The organism is Gordonia sp. NPDC003376, assembly GCF_053589235.1.
Genome location: NZ_JBSFRM010000031.1, coordinates 1 through 18,361, shown reverse-complemented (window position 1 = coordinate 18,361; position 18,361 = coordinate 1). Strand labels below are relative to the sequence as shown.

Below are 18,361 nucleotides of genomic sequence, written 5' to 3'. Positions count from 1 at the left end.
GGTCGGTCCGACCGGACATCACGGACCCGGCGGAAGTGCCGCCGGGAGTCCCCGAATCGGCCTCCCCGCCCGGGAATCGGCCTGTACCGCAACGAGAGATCGGCGACCATGAGCATCACCGCATCACCGACCCGCACCCACCGGCGTGTCTACGACGACGAGCACGAGCAGTTCCGGCAGAGCTTCCGCCGCTTCCTCGACGACTCGGTGACCCCCTTCTACGACAGATGGGAGGTCGACGGGATCGTGCCCCGCGACCGGTTCACCGCAGCCGGCTCCCACGGATTCCTCGGCATGGCGATCGGCGAGGAGCACGGCGGCGGTGGTGTCGACGACTTCCGGTTCAACGCGATCATCGCCGAGGAGGTCGCCGATGCGGGGGTGATGTCCTTCGGGGTCAACCTGCACAACGACATCTGCGTGCCGTACTTCCTGCGCTACGCCACCGACGACCAGGCCGCGCGCTGGCTGCCCGGCCTTGCCTCCGGCGAACTGATCGCCGGTATCGCGATGACCGAACCCGGAACCGGCTCGGACCTGGCCGGGATCACCACCACCGCGGTCCGCGACGGCGACCACTTCGTGCTCAACGGGGCGAAGACCTTCATCTCCAACGGAATCAACGCCGATCTGGTGATCGTCGCCGCCCGCACCACCGCCGACGGCGACCGCCACGCGGGACTGTCGTTGCTCGTCGTCGAGCGGGACACACCCGGTTTCGAACGGGGCCGCAACCTGGCCAAGATCGGTATGCACGCGCAGGACACCGCCGAACTGAACTTCACCGACTGCCGTGTGCCGGTGGGTGATCTGCTCGGTGAGCCCGGAGGAGGTTTCCGGTACCTGGTGTCGAACCTGCCTCAGGAGCGGCTGACCATCGCGGTGGCCAGCACCGCCGCCGCCATCCGGGCCGTCCGGCTCGCCACCGTCTACGTGGGGGAGCGCACGGCGTTCGGGAAACCGTTGTCGGCCAACCAGAACACCCGATTCACCCTCGCCGACGCCCACGTGCAGACCGAGGTGGTGCGTGCCTTCGTCGACGACTGCCTGCGTGAGCATGTGGCCGGTGAGCTGACCGCCGATCGGGCGGCGATGGCCAAACTGGCCGCGACCGAGGTCCAGGGACGTGTGGTCGACGCATGCCTGCAGATGTTCGGCGGCTACGGCTACATGGCCGAATACCCCATCTCCCGTGCCTATGTCGACGCCCGGATTCAGCGGATCTACGGGGGTACCAGCGAGATCATGAAAGAGATCATCGGCAAGTCGATGGGGTTGCGCGGATGAGGCGCACGATCTTCGACACCGAGCACGTTCAGTTCCGGGAATCGGTGCGCGCGTTCCTGATCAAGGAGGCAGTGCCGCACACCGACAAGTGGGAGTCCCAGGGTTTCGTCGACCGCGAGTTCTGGTCCCGGGCGGCCGCGCAGGGCTTCGTCGGGTTCGCCGCGCCGGAGGCGCTCGGCGGCACCGGCACCCGCGACTTCCGCTTCAACGCCGTGCTGAACGAGGAGATGGTGCGCACCGGTGCGGTCGGCGACGGGTTCTCGCTCACCAACGACATCGTGCTCCCGTACTACCTCGACATCGCCGACGAGGAGCAACGGCAACGCTGGATTCCGGGGATCACCGCGGGGGACACCGCGATCGCGATCGCGATGAGCGAACCGGGAACCGGGTCGGACCTGCGCGCCATCGGGTCCACGGCGGTCCGCGACGGAAAAGGGTGGCGGCTCAACGGTTCCAAGACCTTCGTCACGCGGGGTATCCAGGCCGACCTGGTGATCGTCGCCGCCCGCATCCCCGAATCCGACGGTGGCGGTTACGGATTGTTCGTCGTCGCCGACGGCCAGGTCGGGTTCCGGCGGGGCCGCAAGCTCGACAAGATCGGCCGGCGTGCGCAGGACACCGCCGAACTGTACTTCGACGACGTCCACGTCCCCGATGCCGACGTCCTCGGTGAACCCGGGCGTGGTCTGCACTATCTGATGGGCAATCTCGCGCAGGAGCGCCTGTCGATGGCGGTGGTGGCGGTGGCGAGCGCCGAGTACGCCGTCACCACCGCGGTCGACTACGGCCGTGAACGCACCGCCTTCGGCCGGCCGGTCGGCAGCTTCCAGGCCAACCGTTTCCGGCTGGCCGAACTGTCCACCAAGGTGGCGATGGCACGGGTCTATGTCGATCGGTGTATCGAGGCCCACGACGCCGGGGAACTCGACGCAGCCGAGGCCGCCGGGGCCAAGTTCGCCACCACCGAACTGGAATTCGAGGCACTCGACGCCTGTCTGCAGATCCACGGCGGCTATGGCTACATGGAGGAGTACGAGGTGGCCAGACGCTGGCGCGACTGCCGCGTGCAGCGGATCTACGGCGGGACCAACGAGATCATGCGCGAGATCGTCGGCCGCTCACTGGGTCTCTGAGGGCCATCGAGATCACGCGGCGGCGCCCACCCGAATTCCGGGTGGGCGCCGCCGCGTCGCCTGTGTGTTCTGGACGTCTGTGTGTTCTGGACGTCTGTGTGTTCTGGACGTCGGGGCCGACGATGATCAGTGCGGCCGCCCGGCCACCACGGGCATACCGCCCTTGTTGTCCGCGACGTCGGCGAGTACCTCGTCCGGATTGGCAACGGCCATGGCCTTGTTCGCGCCGTCCGGCAGCTTGATGGCATCGTTGAACTGCCGCAGGATCCCGAAGGCGGTGGCCTCGTCGTCATGCGGGAGGAGCCGGCCGATGCGGTCGGCCACCGACACCAACGGCCGGATCGTGGGCAGGATGTGCCGCCACGCGGTCTTCTCCACGCCGAGTGCATCCATGACATCGCCCGGAATCCAGGAGTGCAGCAGGCCGTAGGCGAGCTTCAGGCGCCGTTCGTCGGTCATGAACGAGGCGATCGGGGCGGGCAGGACCTCGACGTCGCCGGGCGGGTTCTCGATGCTGTACTCGACGATCGAGTGGACCACGTCGCGGCACAGGTCGTCCGGCGGCAGTTCGAGCAGGGTGTGCAGCGCGGTCTTGCGTCGCGCGTCGGCATAGTCGGTGTGCAGGATCTCGGCCGGCACCCCGATCACGTGGCCGACGTAGCGGCTGAGCGCGATGATGTCCTCGATCTCCCGGTCGCTGTAGCGGATCCCGGACGCCTGGACCGCGTCGATGAACTTGACGCCGAACTGGCCGGACTGCGTGACCATCGAGTCGAGGTTGTTGATCGGGATACCCCAGTTCGCCCAATCCCACGCGTCGGACCGGCTGAGGCTGTGGCGGACCGCGGCATGGATCATCCGGACCTTCGCGGTGAGCCGGAAGCCCTCCTCGAATCGCCCCATCCCGCCGGGGGTGTAGGCGGCCACCACGTAGCGGAAGCTCTCGATCAATCGGGTGCCGACCTTGTCGGCCTTGCGCAGCCGTCCGCTGAACAGCACCGGGCGGGTGGCGCTGTACATCGAGAAGCCGCCCGCGATCGCACCCCAGGCGAGCACCGGCGGGACGATCGGACCGGCCCGCCAGAACGCCACCGCACCCCGATAGAGCTGGTCGAGGTCGACCCACTCCGGGATGTGGTCGAGCTGCTCGAAGATCGCGACGAGACCGGGAGTCGGATCGTCGACGGCATCGATCCCGTGGTCGAGTGCGTGATCGAAGGTGCGCCAGCTGACACCGTTGTCCTTGTCCTTGAAGTCGAGCATCGCCTGGTAGGCGTAGTCGTCGGCAAGGAGCGCGTGATCGGTCAGCTGTTCGACGAGGGGGCGGCCGTACATGGCGATCGCCTTGTCCTTGTTCGCGATTCGGCCGAGATCGATACCGCGCGGGAGTCCTGGCGGGACGTCGAGGTCACCGTCGAAGGTCGGCGGGCGCGAACTGGTCGGGGTACTTGTCATGTCGACTCCTGGCTCCGGGATTCTCGCGATCGGCTTGTGATGGCCGTTACATCGGAGGGTAGACCCGACTGAACAGTATGTCTACACTCTATGTATGGCCGCATGTATGGACCTTCCCTCCGGCGTCGGCGACGCCGTCGACATCCCTGCCTCCGAATCGCTCTTGCACCTCCTGTCCACCCGATGGAGCTGCCGGGCCTTCCGCCCGGATCCCGTTCCGCGGGAGGAGATCGAGTGGATCCTGGATGCGGCGCGGCGGACGCCGTCGTGGTGCAACACCCAGCCCTGGCACCTCCACGTCACCGTGGGGTCGGAGACCGATCGGCTGCGTGCGGCGCTGCGGACGAGCATCGAGGCCGGGGCGCCTCCCGCGCCGGACATCGAGTTCCCCGCGACCTACGACGGGGTGTTCGCCGAGCGGCGGCGGGCGAGCGGATGGCAGCTCTACGAGAGCATCGGCATCGCCAAGGGAGATGGGGCCGCCTCGGCGCGACAGGCCCTGCGCAACGTCGACTTCTTCGACGCACCGCACGTCGCCGTCCTCACCACCGAACGCGACCTGGGAACCTATGGAGCGGTCGACTGCGGGCTGTTCGTCTCGACGTTCCTGCTCGCCGCCCAGGCGCGCGGGATCGCCGCGATCCCTCAGGCCGCGATCGCGACGGCCGCACCGCTGTTGCGCCGGCATCTCGACCTTCCGGCCGAACGGCAAGTGCTCCTGGCGATCTCGTTCGGATACGCCGACACCGAGCACCCCGTGAACGGCTACCGCACCCCTCGGCAGACGGGCGCCGAGGTGGCGACCTTCCACACCGGCATCGACACCGGCATCGACACCGACGTCGTCGAGGACGCCGTGACGGGAGAACCGAGATGATGACCCAGCGGACGATCCTCACCGGTGACGGCGTCGAGATCAACGTCCGTGAACTCGGATCCGGACCGGCCGTGCTGTTCATCCACGGGTGGAGCCTCAGCGGCGAGGTCTGGGACCGGCAGCTCGGTGTGGTGGCCCGCGCCGGCCACCGGGCGCTGGCCATGGATCAGCGCGGGCACGGCCGTTCCCAGGCGCCGTTGGACGGGTACGGTATCGATCGCCTTGCCGCCGACGCCGTCGACGTGGTGACCGCGTTCGGCCTCGATCGGGTGACCGTCGTCGGATGGTCGCTCGGCGGCATGGTCGGCCTGCGGGTCGCCCATGACCGGCCCGACCTGGTGGCGGCCCTGGTGATGGTGGCGTCCAACGGCGTATCGGCCTCGCGCACCGCCGACTTCCCGTTCGGCATACCCGCCGACCAGCCGCTCCCGGCCATCCTGGCGGCCGAGCACGCCGACCGTATCGCATTGCGTCGCAGTGCAGTCGGTGATCCGTTCAAGCAAGCACCGCCGCCGGCCACGCTGGACTGGCTGCACCGGATCTCGTTGCAGACGCCGACCTGGGCGGGGCAGGCGGCCATGCGGACCCTGCTGTGCACCGATCAGACCCATCTGCTCGGTGCGATCGGGGTTCCGGTGACCGCGCTCGTCGGGACCGCCGACCCGGCCCTGTCGGTGCGCGGCGCGCGCTGGGTGCGCGAGCGGCTCGGCAGCACCCTGGTCGAATTCGACTGTGGGCACTATCCGATGCTGGAGCTGCCCGACGAGTTCGACGAGGCGCTGCTCGCGGCGGTCTCCGCCGGCGCGGCAGACGCGACGCGCGTCCGCTGAACAGACGATGTGTCCATACATGCTGTAAGCTGCGGATATGTCGCAAGGATCGTTCGTCCGCCGTCGGCCCCGTGAGTTCGACGGCGGATCGAAGGCCGAGCAGGCGGTCTTCGCCGCCACCGAGAAGCTGCTCGCCGAGACGACCCTCAACGACCTCACCGTGGCGCAGATCCTGCGGGAGGGCAAACTCTCGCGGGCGAACTTCTATCACTACTTCGCGAACAAGTATGACGTGCTCGTGGCCCTGCTCGGCCGCGTCTTCGACGACTCCTACGGGCAAGAGGGACCCTGGTCCACCTCGCCGGGACGCGACCGGGCCCGCCGGATGGGGTCGAGCCTGGAGAACACCCTGGCGATGTGGTCGGAGCACGGCGCGGTGATCTGCTCGGTGATCGAGCACATGCACACCGAACCCCCGGTGGCCGCGGCCTGGCAGCGGATGTTCGCACGGTTCGTCGGTGCCATCGCCGAACAGATCGAGTTCGAACGGGCCGAAGGTCGCGCACCGGACGGTCCGCCGGCCGAGATGATCGCCGCGATGCTGGTCGGCGCGGCCGAGCGCGTCTTCTATGTGACCACCCGGGAACTCGATCCCCGTCTGCCGTCGGTGGATTCGCTGGTCTCCCCATTGCAGGCGGTGACCGAGGCCGCGATCTACGGTGGCCGGAGCGAACCCGACGAGACGTCGGCAGCGACAATCGAATCCGTATCGGTCGATCTCGGGGTCATTGCCGCGCAGACGGATCCGGATCCCGTGCCGGACACCGCGCAGGGGATTCTCGACGCGATGCGCGAACTGTTGTCGGAGTACACGCTCGCCGAGCTGAGCGTCGCGAAGATCCTCGAGCGGGCCGGGATCTCCCGTGCCTCGTTCTACTTCTACTTCCGCAGCAAGGAGGATGCCTTCGTCGTCCTCTTCCGCGAGGCGGCGAGGGACGTGGTCGGGGGATTCGCCAGCTTCGACGACACCGATCGTGACGACCCCGCCGCGTTGCTCGGCCAGGTGGGGGTATGGCTGGACCTGCGGCAGTTCGGTGCGGTGATCCGCAACGCCGTCCACATCTGGCCCCGGATGCCGGAGCTGCGGTCGGAGTATCTCGCGGCGATGAACTCGATGGAGTCGATCCTCGAGGCCGTCCTGTCCGCCGACCGTGCACGGGGTGCGTCCCCGGCCGGCCCTCCGGTGCCGCAATATGCGGCCACCATCCTGTGGACCATCGAGCGGGCGGTGGCCGGTGCACTGGCCGGAGAAGCGCACCTGCAGGACCTCGACACCGTCACCGAGCTGGTCGGCCGGTTCCTCTCCGCAGCACTGTACGGCCGACGCTGACCGCGCCGGTCACATCCGGGTGCGCGGCCCGGCCGGTGAACCGGTGAAGGTCGGGGTCCGTCGCTGCATGAACGCAGCCACCCCTTCACGGAAGTCCGCCGAGTCGACCAGAGCCGTCTGGCCGGCGATCTCGGTTTCGAAGACCGCGTCGAGGCAGGGGAGCAGCGCCGTGTTGAGCGAGCGCTTCGTGGCAGCGAACGCCTGGGTCGGACCGTCGGCGTACCGCTGTGCCAGCCGGTTCGCCCGCGCGATCAGCTCGTCGTCGGCGACCACCTCGTCCACCATGCCCCACTCGGCGGCGACGGAACTGTCCACACTGCGGGCGTCGAACGCCATCCGTGTGGTGCGGCCGAGCCCGATCCGGGCGCCGAGCATCAGCGAGGCACCGGCATCCAGGGTGAGCCCCACCTTCGCGAATGCGACGGAGAACGACGCGGATTCGGCCGCGACGACCGCGTCGCACGACAGCGCGATCGCGCAGCCGACGCCGACTGCGGCCCCGTTGACGGCCGCGATGACCGGTTTGGGCATCGTCCGGATGGTCTTGACCGCCGGGTTGTAGCGCAGCCGGAGTTCCTCCTCCGTGCGCGGGGCGAGTCGGACATCCGGGCCGAGGTCGTCGAGGGACAGGTCGGCGCCTGCGCAGAATGCACGACCGGCTCCGGTGATGACCACGCAACGGATGCCGACGTCTGCGGCGACGTCGTCCACGGCGGTTCTGAAGGCGTGCTGCAGACGTGTGTCGAAGGAGTTGAGGGCTTCGGGCCGGGTGAAGGTCAGCCACGCGATGCCGCGCTCGCGTCGGATGTCGAGCACGTCGGGGTTCATGCGTTCATGCAGGTCGGTCACGGTGGGAACGCTATCCCAGATAGTCTGACCAGACAAAATGTATGAACTCTGGTCGGCGGTCACGGTCGACGTCGATCCAACTGCTGACGCTTGACAGAATTTGTCTCATGGTGCTTACATGGCGGCAGCCCGAATTGTGTTGGCGGTCACAACCGCAGCCTGTTGTGAAAGTGATTGACATCACGTCTGAACACTTTGTATGCTCGCCCTGTTCGATCGATACCTTCCGTCCAGGGCTGCGCCGCCCACACGTCGACGTGTGCCCCCTCGACCACTCGGAGTGACCGATGACCCTCACCGAAACCAGCGTTCCCGTGCACTCGCCGGATATGCCGGCCGAGTTCGCGCGGGTGCGTGCCGCCTTCCGGAGCGGGCGCACCCGACCGTTGTCGTGGCGGGTGGCACAGCTCGAGGGGTTGCTGCGGTTCATCGACGAGTGCGAGCCGCAGCTCGCGTCGGCCATCGAGGCCGATCTGGGTCGCAGTGCCATGGCGACCTTCATGGCCGACATCGGTCCGGTGCGCCACGAGATCCGGCACACCCTCGCCGAGCTGCCCACCTGGATCGCACCCACCGTGGTGTCGACCGGCGCGGCGGCGGCCCCGGGCAAGGCCTTCACCCTCCCGGAGCCCAGGGGTGCGGTGCTGATCCTGGGTACCTGGAACTTCCCCGTCCTGTTGACGTTGCAGCCGCTGGTGAGTGCGCTCGCCGCCGGGAACACCGCGGTCGTCGTACCTTCCGACGTCGCCGGCAACACCGCCCGTTCGCTGGCGGAGCTCCTGCCGCGCTACCTCGATCCCGAGGCCGTCCGCGTGGTCGTCGGCAACGGCGTGGTGAACCGTGAACTGCTGACGTTTGCGTTCGACCACATCTTCTTCACCGGATCGACCACGGTCGGAAGAGCGGTCATGGCGGCCGCCGCAACACATCTGACCCCGGTCACACTGGAACTCGGTGGCAAGAGTCCCACCATCGTGACCGCCGACGCCGACCTCGAGATCGCCGCCCGGCGGATCGCGTGGGCCAAATCGATCAACGCCGGACAGGCCTGTATCGCACCGGACTACGTCCTCGTCGAGGAGTCGGCGCGGCCCCGTCTGGTGGAACTGCTGCTCACCGAGCTGCCCGCGCGGGCGGCGGCGGACACCACCCGGATCGTCAACCGTCGTCACCTCGACCGGCTCGCCCGGGTCCTCGAGACGCACGGCGGTGAGCAGTACGGGGGAGTGGTCGACGCCGAACGCCTCACCATCTCACCGGCGCTGGTCACCGACCCCGATCCCGACTCCGAACTGATGCGCGAGGAGATCTTCGGCCCGATCCTGCCGCTGATCTCGGTACCCGATCTCGACGCCGCCGTCGAGTTCATCAACGATCGTCCGAAGCCGTTGGCGCTCTACCTGTTCACCCGGTCGGCCGCCGGCGAGCACAAGGTGCTCGAGCAGACCTCGTCCGGGTCGGTGGGCATCAATCACCTACTCTATCAGCTCCTGGTCCCGGAACTGCCCTTCGGAGGGGTAGGGGCATCCGGGCTCGGGCGCTATCACGGCAAGCACGGATTCGACACCTTCAGCCATCAGAAGGCCGTGCTGCGCAAGCAGAGTCGTCCCGACCTGGCGGCGACGTATCCGCCGTACGGGCCGACGATGCGTCGGGTGCTTCGCCGCGTGATGGGCTGACGGCGAGTCACCGCCGGTCGGTGCCGCATGTCCGGCGGCACCGACCGGTGTTCCCTGCACAATCGAGAAGAGGTGGAAATGAGCGTCGGCGTGCTCGAAAAGCGCGGACCGGCTCCCGGTGTCGTGCGCGCGATCGGCCGCGTGGCCGATTCGGTCATCGACCGGATCGGTCGCAGCGTCAACACGATCGGCCGGTCGGCTCGGCTCGCGATGGAGGTGCTCGGGTTCTCGGTACTGGACTCGGTCACCCTGCGCCTGCCCGTCGGCGAGGTCGTCGAACAGATGTGGAAGCTGTTCAAGGTCACCGCGCTGCCCGCCCTGCTGATGGCGGTACCGATCGGTGCCGAGGTGTCGGTGCAGGTCGGTGGCGTGATGGACCAGGTCGGTGCCAACTCGCTGGCCGGCGCTGCGAGTGGACTCGGGGTGGTCAGCCAGGGCGCACCGATGGCCGCCGGCCTACTGATGAGCGGTGCCGCGGCCTCGGCGATCGCCTCCGATCTCGGTGCCCGCTCCATCCGTGAGGAGATCGAGGCCATGCGCGTGATGGGGGTCAACCCCGTCCAGCGGTTGATCGTCCCGCGGTTCCTCGCGATGGTCGCGATCTCACCGGCACTGTGCATCATCATCATCGCCTCGGGTGTCGCAGCAGGGCTGGCGATCTCGGCCAACGTCAACGACGTGGTGCCGGCCAGCTTCTGGCAGTCCTTCGGAGCCTTCGCCACCCCCACCGATCTCATCTTCTCCGTCGTCAAGGCGTTGCTCTTCGCGGTGATCGTGGTGGTCATCGCCAGTCTTCGCGGACTCGAGGCCAAAGGCGGTCCCAAGGGTGTCGCCAACGCGGTCAACGCATCTGTCGTCCTCAGCGTGTTCTGCATCTTCATGACCAATCTGGCCGTGAGTCAGTTGCAGACCATGTTCTTCCCGGCGCAGCTGGCGTGATCGCATGACCACAAACAGGATCGCCGCACCCGGCAACCCCGTCACGCGGGCCGCTCAGGCCATCGCAGGTGGACTCGTCTCGGCCGCAGCGCAATTCGGTCAGATCGTCGTCTTCGTCGGCAAGACCTTCGCGCTGCTGCCCACCACCATCCGGCACTACCGCAAGCAGACCCTGAAGACCATGAACGACATGGCCTGGGGCAGCGGGTCGATCATCGTCGACGGCGGCGTGGTCAGCCTGATGTTCTTCCTGGGCATCGCGGTGGGAGCGGTCGTCGCGATCGAGGCCTTCATGGCCTTCGATCTCCTCGGCTTCGGTGCATTGACCGGCATCATCGGGTCGTTCGGCAACATCCGGGTGGTGGCGCCGATCATCACCGGTATCGGGTTCGCCGCCCAGGCGGGCTGCCGGATGACCGCCGAAATCGGTGCCATGCGCATCTCCGAGGAGATCGACGCCACCGAGGTGATGGGCCTGCGCGCCATCCCGTTCGTGGTCGGCACCCGGCTCGTCGGCGGCATGCTCGTGGTGCTGCCCAGCTACTTGATGGCCGTCGTGGTCAGCTTCATCACCGGCGGACTGATCATCAAGATCTTCCACGAGCAACCCGCCGGCACCTACGACCACTACTTCGCCCAGTTCGTCACGCTGCCGGATCTCATCGCCTCCATCGCGAAGGCGCTGATCTTCTGTGCCGTGGTCACGCTGATCCATTGCTACTACGGCTATTTCGCCAGTGGCGGTCCGGCAGGGGTGGGCGCCGCATCGGGGCGCGCCATCCGCGCGAGCCTGGTGGCGATAGTCGTCCTGAACTTCTTGATGACAGTGGCGATCTGGGGTCTCAACCCAGTGTTGCCGTTTAGGGGTTGAGTTGTCCGGATTCACCAGCCAAGACTTCCTCCGCGGCGACGGCCGCGGCCAACTACGCACACTCGCGCTCGCGGGCACCATCGCGCTCGCCGTCATCGCCATCGTCGTCGCAATCGCCGTGGTGGTGTACCCGAGGGCCACCGAACCCACGGGCACCGCAGTGCATCTCGTGGTCCCCGCGCTCGGTCCGGGTATCAAGCCCGGGTCCAAGGTTCTGCTCCACGGAGCCGAGATCGGCGAGGTCACCGAGGTGGTGGCACCGACCGCCGACGCCGTCGAGGTGGATGTGGTGCTCGACGCCGCCGCGGCCTCGTCCCTCACCGACGACCTCGACCTCGACTTCCGGCCGGCCAACTACTTCGGGATCACCGCGGTCAACCTCGTCGCCCGGCAGGGCGGCGCCCCGCTGCGCGACGGTCAGACGATCGAACGCACCAGCGCACCTGACTTCACCATGTCGACCATGCTCGAGCGCGGGTCGATCGTGGTGGACGGTTCCCTGACCAAGGAGATGATCTCCTCACTCGACAAGGTGATGCGCTACGCCAACGGCCTCGCACCGCTGATCGAGACCGGGGTGATCGTCACCGACAAGATCGCCCGTACCCAGCAGAACCTGCCCAGCACGCTGCTGCACCGGATGAACGATGTGCTCGACGAGTTCCCGGCGTTCAACCGGCAGACCATGATCGGGCTCTACGCGATCACCGAGAGCCCGTACAACACGCTGCCCGACGGTTCCCGCGGCGTCGACGAGGCGTTCCACGACCTCACCGACGACTCACTGACCGTCGCCAGTGACGATCTCTTCGGCAAGGCCGGGGCGCTACTGGCGTCGCATGGCACCGAGCTCACGCCGTTGGTCACCCTGATCCAGTATCTGATGGAACCGCTCCCCGGCGCGCTCGGTGGCGGGGCAACGGTCGTCAAGACCCGCCAGGCGATCGCCGGGCTGCAGGGCGCCTTCACCGGGACCGACCGCCAGAAGACACTGCAACTGCGTGTCGTGCTCGACAGCATGCCGGCGTTCGCGGGTCCGCTGCAGAAGATGGGCGCCACCACGACCGGAGAGGGGCAACGCTGATGTCACCACGCACCCGCACGCTGATCTCGGGCGCCAAGGTCGGTGCCGTCGGCATCGTCACGGTCCTGTTGTTCATCCTCGTCGTCAACGCGATGCGCAATCCCGTCGACGACATCGAGACCTCCACCTACACCGCCGAGTTCACCGATGCCTCCGGGCTGCACGTGAACGGTGACGTCCGTGCCCGCGGCATGCGGATCGGCAAGGTGACCAGCGTGGACCTGGTCCAGGGGACCGCCGGTCGCGCACCGGTGGTGAGGGTGGGCTTCACCATGGAGTCCGGCCACCGGCTCACCGACACCACCCAACTGGCCATCAAGTACCAGAACCTCACCGGCGTGCGATATCTCGACGTCGCCGCCGGGGCGGCACCCGGGAGTCCGGTGTCGACCATCCCGGCCGACAAGACCACTCCCTCCTTCGACATCACGGGTCTGTTCAACGGTCTGCAACCGGTGCTGGCCACGATGAACTCCGAGCAGATCAACCAGTTCAGCGCGAACGCGATCGCCCTGCTGCAGGGTGACGGATCGGGCCTGGCCCCGATGCTCGACGCCACACAGCAGCTCGCGGAGTTCGCCAAGGACCGTCAGGCGATGATCTCCACACTCACCCGGAACATGTCGCGGATCGCGGACTCGATGGGCGGACGCTCGCAGTACGTACTCGCCTTCCTGCAGGCGGTGAACACACCGATCAACAATGCGATGAAGGTGCTCAACGAGTTCGGCAAGACCGCGACCTACGGGCCGGCGTTGCTGGAACCGATCGAACGGATCCTCGCCTCGTTGGGCGTCAGCGCCGACCTCGACGTGGACGTGATGCTCACGCACATCTTCCATTCGATGAACGACGCCCTCGGCGCGTTCACGCTCATGCCGAACACCCTAGCGGGTCTGAAGACCACCCAGACCCGCGGCGCCGTGGACACCCGGTGCAGCAGGGGGCGGGCCACCCTGCCCGGCGACGTCCGCACCCTCCTCGGTGGCAGTGAGGTGATCCTGTGCGCACAGTGAACCGACGGGGCGGTGTGCTGCACCGGCTCTGGTCCAGCGATGCCGCCCTGGGCATCGGTGTGATCGTGATCGCGATCGCGGTGCTGGCCGTCCTCGGCATCATCTACGTCCGGCCGCCCGCGCAGAGGACCATCGCGTTCGAGACCACCGATGCGTCCGCGATCACCACCGGTCAGGATGTCCGCGTCGCCGGGGTGAGCGTCGGCAAGATCTCCGCCATCTCGATGGGCACCGACCACGTCACCGTCGAGGCGCGGATCGACCAGGACACCTGGGTCGGTGACCAGTCCACCATCGAGGTGCGCATGCTCACCCCGGTCGGCGGCTACGCCGTCACCCTGATCCCGTTGGGCCGCTCGGAGACCGCGGCCACCATCCCGGTGACCCGGGTCAGCGTGCCCTATTCCATCGGGGATGTGCTGCAACAGGTTCCCAATGTCACCGATGACGTCGACGCGTCGACGGTGAATGCCAACCTCGCCCAGGTCGCCGAAGCCCTGCAATCGAATTCGACGTCGCTGCGTTCGGTCGTGGACGGTATGGATGCCGTCACCGCGGTGTTCGCCACCCAGCGTGACCAGGTCCATCGGATCGCCGGACTGGCCGCAGAGTACCTCCACACCTTCGACGCGAACCGCGAGTTCGTGTTCGACCTCGTCCGCAAGATCGACACGGTGGTGACCACCTACAACAACAATTCGGCCGGATTCAACTACACCTACGAACTCCTCGGCACCATCCTGTCGCAGCTGATGCCGTTCGAGAAGTTCTACCTGAATAACTCGGATCTGGTGCGCACCAACATCTATGCGATGCGCGATGCGATCGAGGCCTGGCAGCGCGACATGGGACCGGCCATCGACGGACTGATGAATATGCGGGAACGGCTGGCGCAGTGGCTGACCCCTGCCGGCATGCGGCAGCTCGGCGGCGGCACTCTCGCCCTCGACCACATCTGCGTCCCCGTACCCGGAAAGAGGTGTTGACGAATGAGGACATCACGTCGATGGACCCTCGCGCTCGCCGCCGTGCTGGTGGCCGTGCTCGCCGTCGCCGGCGTCACCGTGGCCCGATCGGCCACCTCCGGCGAGACCGCCACCACCGGTGACGGTGGTACCGGATTCTGCGCCGACATGCCCGACGCGATCGGGTTGTATGTGGGAAACCCGGTGACCCAGATGGGGTATCGGGTCGGCGAGGTCACCTCGATCGACTCGGCGGGCAACCACGTCCGCGTCAGCTTCAGCCTCGACGACGGCCGGACCTTCCCGGCCGACGCCCGCGCCGTGACCCGCTCCAAATCCCTGCTCGCCGACCGCAGTCTGGAACTCGTCGGCAACTACCACGGTGGTGCGACGCTCGCCTCGGGAACCTGTATCCCACTGCAGGACTCGTTCACCCCGAAGAGCATCTCCGAGATCACCGGATCGGCATCGGACTTCCTGAAGGCTCTGTCCGACAACGGGAATCCCGATCTCCAACAGGCGCTCGACGGACTCGACAAGGCACTCGCCGGCACCGGTGAGAACGCGTCGAGGATGTTCGAACAGGCCGCGGAGGCGGCCCGGACGCCCGACGAATTCGTGGCCAACGTCGGGTCGGCGATCGCCGACATGGCCCCGCTGACCGACGACGCCCTGGCCAACTGGGGGCAGATCATGTCGATCCTGCAGCAGATGCCGGTGGTCGCGGCCAAGGGCACCACCCTGTTCGACCATGTCGCGAAGTTCGATCGCGGGGTGGGCTGGACGGTCGCCACCGTCTACGACATCCAGCGCAACTACGGTGACATCATCTGGCCGATCGTCAACGGTCCGGTCAAGGACATCATCGCCCTCGCCGCCACTCGCTCGTCCGATCTCGCACAGCTCTACGGGATGGTCCCGTCGATCGCCGCCGCCCTGCGTGACCAGCAGGCCTCCGGTGGTCTCTCGGTGCCCTACCAGGCGCCGGGGGTCGCCCTCACCGCCGCACAATGCGCCGGCCTCGGCGTCCGTTGCAGCGGCGGACGCACCGACACCGTCAACCTGTTCACACTCCTGCTCGACAAGGCGGGCCGATGATGACCACACGAGTGCACACGAGATCAACAGCCACCCGGCGCATCCGGACCGCGGTGACGGCCCTGCTGGTGGCCGCCGTGGTCGCCGGCATCAGCGGATGTTCACTGAGTCCCAACAAACTCCCGTCGGTCCGGGCCGGCGTGAGCACGGACTATCGGGTGACGCTGCAGTTCGAGAGCGTACTCAACCTCCCCGCCGGTGCAGACGTGATGATGAACGGCATCCGGGTGGGGACGGTGGAGTCCACCGAGGAGTCCCCGACCGGCGTCAATGTGATCGTCGGCCTGTCCGATGAGACCGCGGTGCCCGCCGGCACGTCGGCGATCATCCGGCAGAACACGCTGCTCGGTGACACCTACGTCGCGCTCACCCCGAATGCCGGTGCGTCCGAGGCGGGATATCTGCACGACGGAAGCGTGGTGTCGACCGATCGGACGGTTTCCCCGCCGACGCTCGAGGACACCATCGCGGTGCTCGCGTACTTCGTCAACGGCGGCAGCATCCAGAAGGCCCAGGACACGATGGCGACGCTGAACCGCACCATGCCGCCGGTCGCCCAGGTACGCAGGATCGCTTCGACGGTTGCGACCGATCTGGACGATCTCGCCGCCCACACCCGGGAGATCGATCGCATGATGGCGGGCCTCGACCAGACCGCGGTGTCGTTCGGTCAGGTCGCTCCGCAGATCGCCGGGGTCTTCGGGCCCGAGGCCGCGCACTACTGGGATCGGGTCGCGAATTCCGTGGTGGCACACATCAGTACGCTGCTGCCGTCGGTCGGTTCGATCTTCATCGGCGGGGTGTGGCTGATCCCGATGCTGCGTTCGGTCGCCGATGTCACCGAATCGGGCCGTGGAATGTGGGACGAGGCACCGGCGACGGGCGCCGAACTGACCGCGTTCCTGCAGAACACGGTGCTGCCGTTCGCACAGAACCCGTCGGTGAACGTCACCTCGGTGAGCACCTCCGGGGGCGGTCAGTTGCTCGGAGACACCAAGAACCTGCTGCGCGTGCTGGGAGCCATCCGATGATCACCAAGACCCGGATGTCGGTGCTCGCGATGCTCGTCCTCGCCGCATTGTCCATCGTCTACATCCTCAACGTCGGACTGCATGTCACCGAGCGTGGAGCCCGCATGGCCACGATGGCCGTCCCGGACACCAACGGCCTGCTGGTGGGGTCACGGGTTCTGTTGCGCGGCATCGAGATCGGTCACGTCACCGATATCACCACCACTGCTCAGGGGGCCGTGATCACCTGGGATTACGGGAGTTCCCAACGGATTCCGGTGGACAGCGCCTTCCGGGTGGACAACCTCTCGGCGCTCGGCGAGGCGTATGTGGCGGTGCTCCCGAACGCGGCGTCGGGACCCTACCTCGACGACGGCGCCCGCGTCGATCCCACTCGCGTCAGTGTGCCGACCACCTTCAAGGAGCTCTCGCAACGGCTGACCGACGTGCTCGGGCAGGTGAATCCCCAGCAGGTGCAGCGGGTGTTCACCGAACTCGACACCGGCCTACCGGCCGGAACCGAGGTGATCGGCGATCTCAACCGGGCCGGTCGACTGTTCGCCGCCGAGTTCACCCGCCAGTCCGACTCGCTGGTCACCCTGCTGAGCACGCTGCAACCGTTGATCATGCGGTCGGGGCCGATCCCGGATCTGCTCGCCCGCACCACACCGCAGATGGAGGGCTTCGGCGAGGGCTTCCGTGAGCTCCTCGCGTCGGTGCGCGACGCCGTCGTCCTCGGCGGCCCGCTCTACGACGGCGTGAAATACGGTGCCAGCCCGCTGTTCGGGGAGTTGCAGAAGTTCCTCGACGAGAACTCGGCCAACCTGAACACGATCGGTGTCAACCTGATGCCGGCGGCACGCGCCGGTGCGGCGTCGTTGCGCACGGTCGATCTCGGTCGGCTCCTCGACAAGGCCATCGCCGCCACGTCACCGTCCGGCGCACTCACCGTGCACGTCCCGGCCGGCGGGAGGTGAACGGCACCTCTCACCCGCAGCCTCTCACAGCCACTCACCCCACCCCGAGGAGTTCGACCATCATGACCACCACGACCACCACCGAGACCGACACCCGCACCGACGCCACCACCGTCGACCCGGTCACCGAAGCGACCGACATCGCAACAAACGACAGCGGGACGACGGATTCCGGGGATCAGTCCGGGACCACATCGACCGAGAAGTCGACATCGTCTGCGCGGCAGTCGATCTCGCTGCGAACGCTGCTGATCGGCGTGGCCGGGGTGGTCGTGGTGGCGGCCATCGCAGTGCTCGCCTGGCGGTTGATCGCCACCACCTCCGAGGTGGACGGCCTGCACCGCGCCGCCGACGACAACGCGCATGCGGAGAAGGTCGCGCTGGACTACGCCACCGGCGCCGCCCAGATGAGCTTCGAGAACCCCGGCGACTGGCGTACACGCCTGACGGCGGGCACCACACCCGAACTGGCGGACCGGCTTCGCAAGGCGTCGCAGTCGATGGAACAGCTGATCACCCCCCTGCGGTGGTCGTCGACCGCCGAACCGATCGCCGCGACCGTGACCTCCCACGAGAACGGCACCTACCAGGTGGTGGCCTTCGTCAACGTGATGACCAAGAACGCGCAGGCCCCCGACGGCATCGAGTCCACCGCGACCTACAAGGTGACCGTGGATCCGGCACAGGACTGGTCGATCACCGAGATCAGCGGGATCGGTTCGAATCTCGAAGGTGCCCAGCAGAATCCGACCGACGGTTCCGGATCGCCCGCCCCGTCGGCGCCGGCGACCCCCGGCAACTGAGACGGTAGGCGGAGAGGAACGGAGGAGACGATGGGTGTCGAGGTCGCCGTCCACGGCGTGACCAAGTCGTTCGGCTCGCAGAACATCTGGCGTGATGTGTCGTTGACGTTGCCGTCGGGTGAGGTCAGTGCGTTGCTGGGGCCGTCGGGTACCGG

At 67.4% G+C, this 18,361-nt stretch carries 17 protein-coding genes and 1 pseudogene; 16 read left to right on the top strand and 2 right to left on the bottom strand.

Going from position 1 to position 18,361, the window contains the following annotated elements; genetic code table 11:
• Positions 1 to 108 precede the first annotated feature (108 nt).
• Positions 109 to 1,287, top strand: a complete 1,179-nt coding sequence (locus ACWDUA_RS22250; protein ID WP_449753190.1) for an acyl-CoA dehydrogenase family protein — start codon at positions 109 to 111, stop codon at positions 1,285 to 1,287.
• Complete coding sequence (locus tag ACWDUA_RS22245) at positions 1,284 to 2,423, top strand: acyl-CoA dehydrogenase family protein (protein ID WP_449753189.1); 1,140 nt, start codon at positions 1,284 to 1,286, stop codon at positions 2,421 to 2,423. The genes ACWDUA_RS22250 and ACWDUA_RS22245 overlap by 4 nt, the downstream gene beginning before the upstream one ends.
• Positions 2,424 to 2,549: 126 nt before the next feature.
• Here the strand turns inward: ACWDUA_RS22245 and ACWDUA_RS22240 are convergent, their stop codons facing one another.
• A complete protein-coding gene (locus ACWDUA_RS22240; RefSeq protein WP_449753188.1) occupies positions 2,550 to 3,878 on the bottom strand; it encodes an oxygenase MpaB family protein in 1,329 nt (442 codons plus the stop codon).
• A gap of 94 nt (positions 3,879 to 3,972) precedes the next feature.
• On the opposite strand from ACWDUA_RS22240, the gene ACWDUA_RS22235 reads away from it, so the two are divergent.
• Genes ACWDUA_RS22235 through ACWDUA_RS22225 form a run of 3 tightly spaced genes read left to right on the top strand, consistent with a single transcriptional unit; the run spans position 3,973 to position 6,915 of the window.
• Positions 3,973 to 4,755 carry a nitroreductase gene (locus ACWDUA_RS22235; RefSeq protein ID WP_449753187.1) on the top strand — a complete coding sequence of 261 codons (783 nt, stop codon included), beginning with the start codon at positions 3,973 to 3,975 and terminating at the stop codon, positions 4,753 to 4,755.
• Positions 4,755 to 5,585, top strand: coding sequence for an alpha/beta fold hydrolase (locus tag ACWDUA_RS22230; protein ID WP_449753186.1), 831 nt, complete (start codon positions 4,755 to 4,757; stop codon positions 5,583 to 5,585). Before ACWDUA_RS22235 ends, ACWDUA_RS22230 begins: the two co-directional genes overlap by 1 nt.
• Positions 5,586 to 5,622: 37 nt before the next feature.
• Entirely contained in the window at positions 5,623 to 6,915 is a 1,293-nt protein-coding gene (locus ACWDUA_RS22225; RefSeq protein WP_449753185.1) for a TetR/AcrR family transcriptional regulator, read from the top strand.
• Between the two features lie 9 nt (positions 6,916 to 6,924).
• Here the strand turns inward: ACWDUA_RS22225 and ACWDUA_RS22220 are convergent, their stop codons facing one another.
• A complete protein-coding gene (locus ACWDUA_RS22220) occupies positions 6,925 to 7,764 on the bottom strand; it encodes an enoyl-CoA hydratase/isomerase family protein (protein ID WP_449753184.1) in 840 nt (279 codons plus the stop codon).
• 287 nt (positions 7,765 to 8,051) lie between these two features.
• Between ACWDUA_RS22220 and ACWDUA_RS22215 the strand changes: the two genes are divergently transcribed.
• From ACWDUA_RS22215 to ACWDUA_RS22165, 11 genes and pseudogenes are all read left to right on the top strand, one after another.
• Positions 8,052 to 9,443 carry an aldehyde dehydrogenase family protein gene (locus ACWDUA_RS22215; RefSeq protein WP_449753183.1) on the top strand — a complete coding sequence of 464 codons (1,392 nt, stop codon included), beginning with the start codon at positions 8,052 to 8,054 and terminating at the stop codon, positions 9,441 to 9,443.
• A 78-nt stretch (positions 9,444 to 9,521) separates the two neighbouring features.
• Entirely contained in the window at positions 9,522 to 10,382 is an 861-nt protein-coding gene (locus tag ACWDUA_RS22210) for an ABC transporter permease (RefSeq protein WP_449753182.1), read from the top strand.
• Between the two features lie 4 nt (positions 10,383 to 10,386).
• A complete protein-coding gene (locus tag ACWDUA_RS22205) occupies positions 10,387 to 11,253 on the top strand; it encodes an MlaE family ABC transporter permease (protein ID WP_449753181.1) in 867 nt (288 codons plus the stop codon).
• A gap of 1 nt (position 11,254) precedes the next feature.
• Entirely contained in the window at positions 11,255 to 12,337 is a 1,083-nt protein-coding gene (locus ACWDUA_RS22200; RefSeq protein ID WP_449753180.1) for an MlaD family protein, read from the top strand.
• Positions 12,337 to 13,353, top strand: coding sequence for an MlaD family protein (locus ACWDUA_RS22195; protein ID WP_449753179.1), 1,017 nt, complete (start codon positions 12,337 to 12,339; stop codon positions 13,351 to 13,353). Before ACWDUA_RS22200 ends, ACWDUA_RS22195 begins: the two co-directional genes overlap by 1 nt.
• Entirely contained in the window at positions 13,341 to 14,339 is a 999-nt protein-coding gene (locus ACWDUA_RS22190; protein WP_449753178.1) for an MlaD family protein, read from the top strand. Before ACWDUA_RS22195 ends, ACWDUA_RS22190 begins: the two co-directional genes overlap by 13 nt.
• Before the next feature lie 3 nt (positions 14,340 to 14,342).
• A complete protein-coding gene (locus ACWDUA_RS22185) occupies positions 14,343 to 15,416 on the top strand; it encodes an MlaD family protein (RefSeq protein WP_449753177.1) in 1,074 nt (357 codons plus the stop codon).
• The gene (locus tag ACWDUA_RS22180) at positions 15,413 to 16,447 is read left to right on the top strand and encodes an MlaD family protein (RefSeq protein WP_449753176.1); all 1,035 of its coding nucleotides are present in this window, start codon (positions 15,413 to 15,415) and stop codon (positions 16,445 to 16,447) included. Before ACWDUA_RS22185 ends, ACWDUA_RS22180 begins: the two co-directional genes overlap by 4 nt.
• Positions 16,444 to 17,403, top strand: coding sequence for an MlaD family protein (locus ACWDUA_RS22175; RefSeq protein ID WP_449753175.1), 960 nt, complete (start codon positions 16,444 to 16,446; stop codon positions 17,401 to 17,403). The genes ACWDUA_RS22180 and ACWDUA_RS22175 overlap by 4 nt, the downstream gene beginning before the upstream one ends.
• Before the next feature lie 62 nt (positions 17,404 to 17,465).
• The gene (locus ACWDUA_RS22170; RefSeq protein WP_449753174.1) at positions 17,466 to 18,206 is read left to right on the top strand and encodes a hypothetical protein; all 741 of its coding nucleotides are present in this window, start codon (positions 17,466 to 17,468) and stop codon (positions 18,204 to 18,206) included.
• Between the two features lie 30 nt (positions 18,207 to 18,236).
• Positions 18,237 to 18,361 (top strand): annotated as a pseudogene (locus tag ACWDUA_RS22165) (ABC transporter ATP-binding protein); the annotation flags it as partial.

Bases quoted from the DNA above. Each gene is read 5' to 3' on its own strand.
- ACWDUA_RS22250 (WP_449753190.1), top strand. From the start codon at position 109: ATGAGCATCACCGCATCACCGACCCGCACCCACCGGCGTGTCTACGAC.
- ACWDUA_RS22245 (WP_449753189.1), top strand. From the start codon at position 1,284: ATGAGGCGCACGATCTTCGACACCGAGCACGTTCAGTTCCGGGAATCG.
- ACWDUA_RS22240 (WP_449753188.1), bottom strand. From the start codon at position 3,878: ATGACAAGTACCCCGACCAGTTCGCGCCCGCCGACCTTCGACGGTGAC.
- ACWDUA_RS22235 (WP_449753187.1), top strand. From the start codon at position 3,973: ATGGCCGCATGTATGGACCTTCCCTCCGGCGTCGGCGACGCCGTCGAC.
- ACWDUA_RS22230 (WP_449753186.1), top strand. From the start codon at position 4,755: ATGACCCAGCGGACGATCCTCACCGGTGACGGCGTCGAGATCAACGTC.
- ACWDUA_RS22225 (WP_449753185.1), top strand. From the start codon at position 5,623: ATGTCGCAAGGATCGTTCGTCCGCCGTCGGCCCCGTGAGTTCGACGGC.
- ACWDUA_RS22215 (WP_449753183.1), top strand. From the start codon at position 8,052: ATGACCCTCACCGAAACCAGCGTTCCCGTGCACTCGCCGGATATGCCG.
- ACWDUA_RS22210 (WP_449753182.1), top strand. From the start codon at position 9,522: ATGAGCGTCGGCGTGCTCGAAAAGCGCGGACCGGCTCCCGGTGTCGTG.
- ACWDUA_RS22205 (WP_449753181.1), top strand. From the start codon at position 10,387: ATGACCACAAACAGGATCGCCGCACCCGGCAACCCCGTCACGCGGGCC.
- ACWDUA_RS22195 (WP_449753179.1), top strand. From the start codon at position 12,337: ATGTCACCACGCACCCGCACGCTGATCTCGGGCGCCAAGGTCGGTGCC.
- ACWDUA_RS22185 (WP_449753177.1), top strand. From the start codon at position 14,343: ATGAGGACATCACGTCGATGGACCCTCGCGCTCGCCGCCGTGCTGGTG.
- ACWDUA_RS22180 (WP_449753176.1), top strand. From the start codon at position 15,413: ATGATGACCACACGAGTGCACACGAGATCAACAGCCACCCGGCGCATC.
- ACWDUA_RS22175 (WP_449753175.1), top strand. From the start codon at position 16,444: ATGATCACCAAGACCCGGATGTCGGTGCTCGCGATGCTCGTCCTCGCC.
- ACWDUA_RS22170 (WP_449753174.1), top strand. From the start codon at position 17,466: ATGACCACCACGACCACCACCGAGACCGACACCCGCACCGACGCCACC.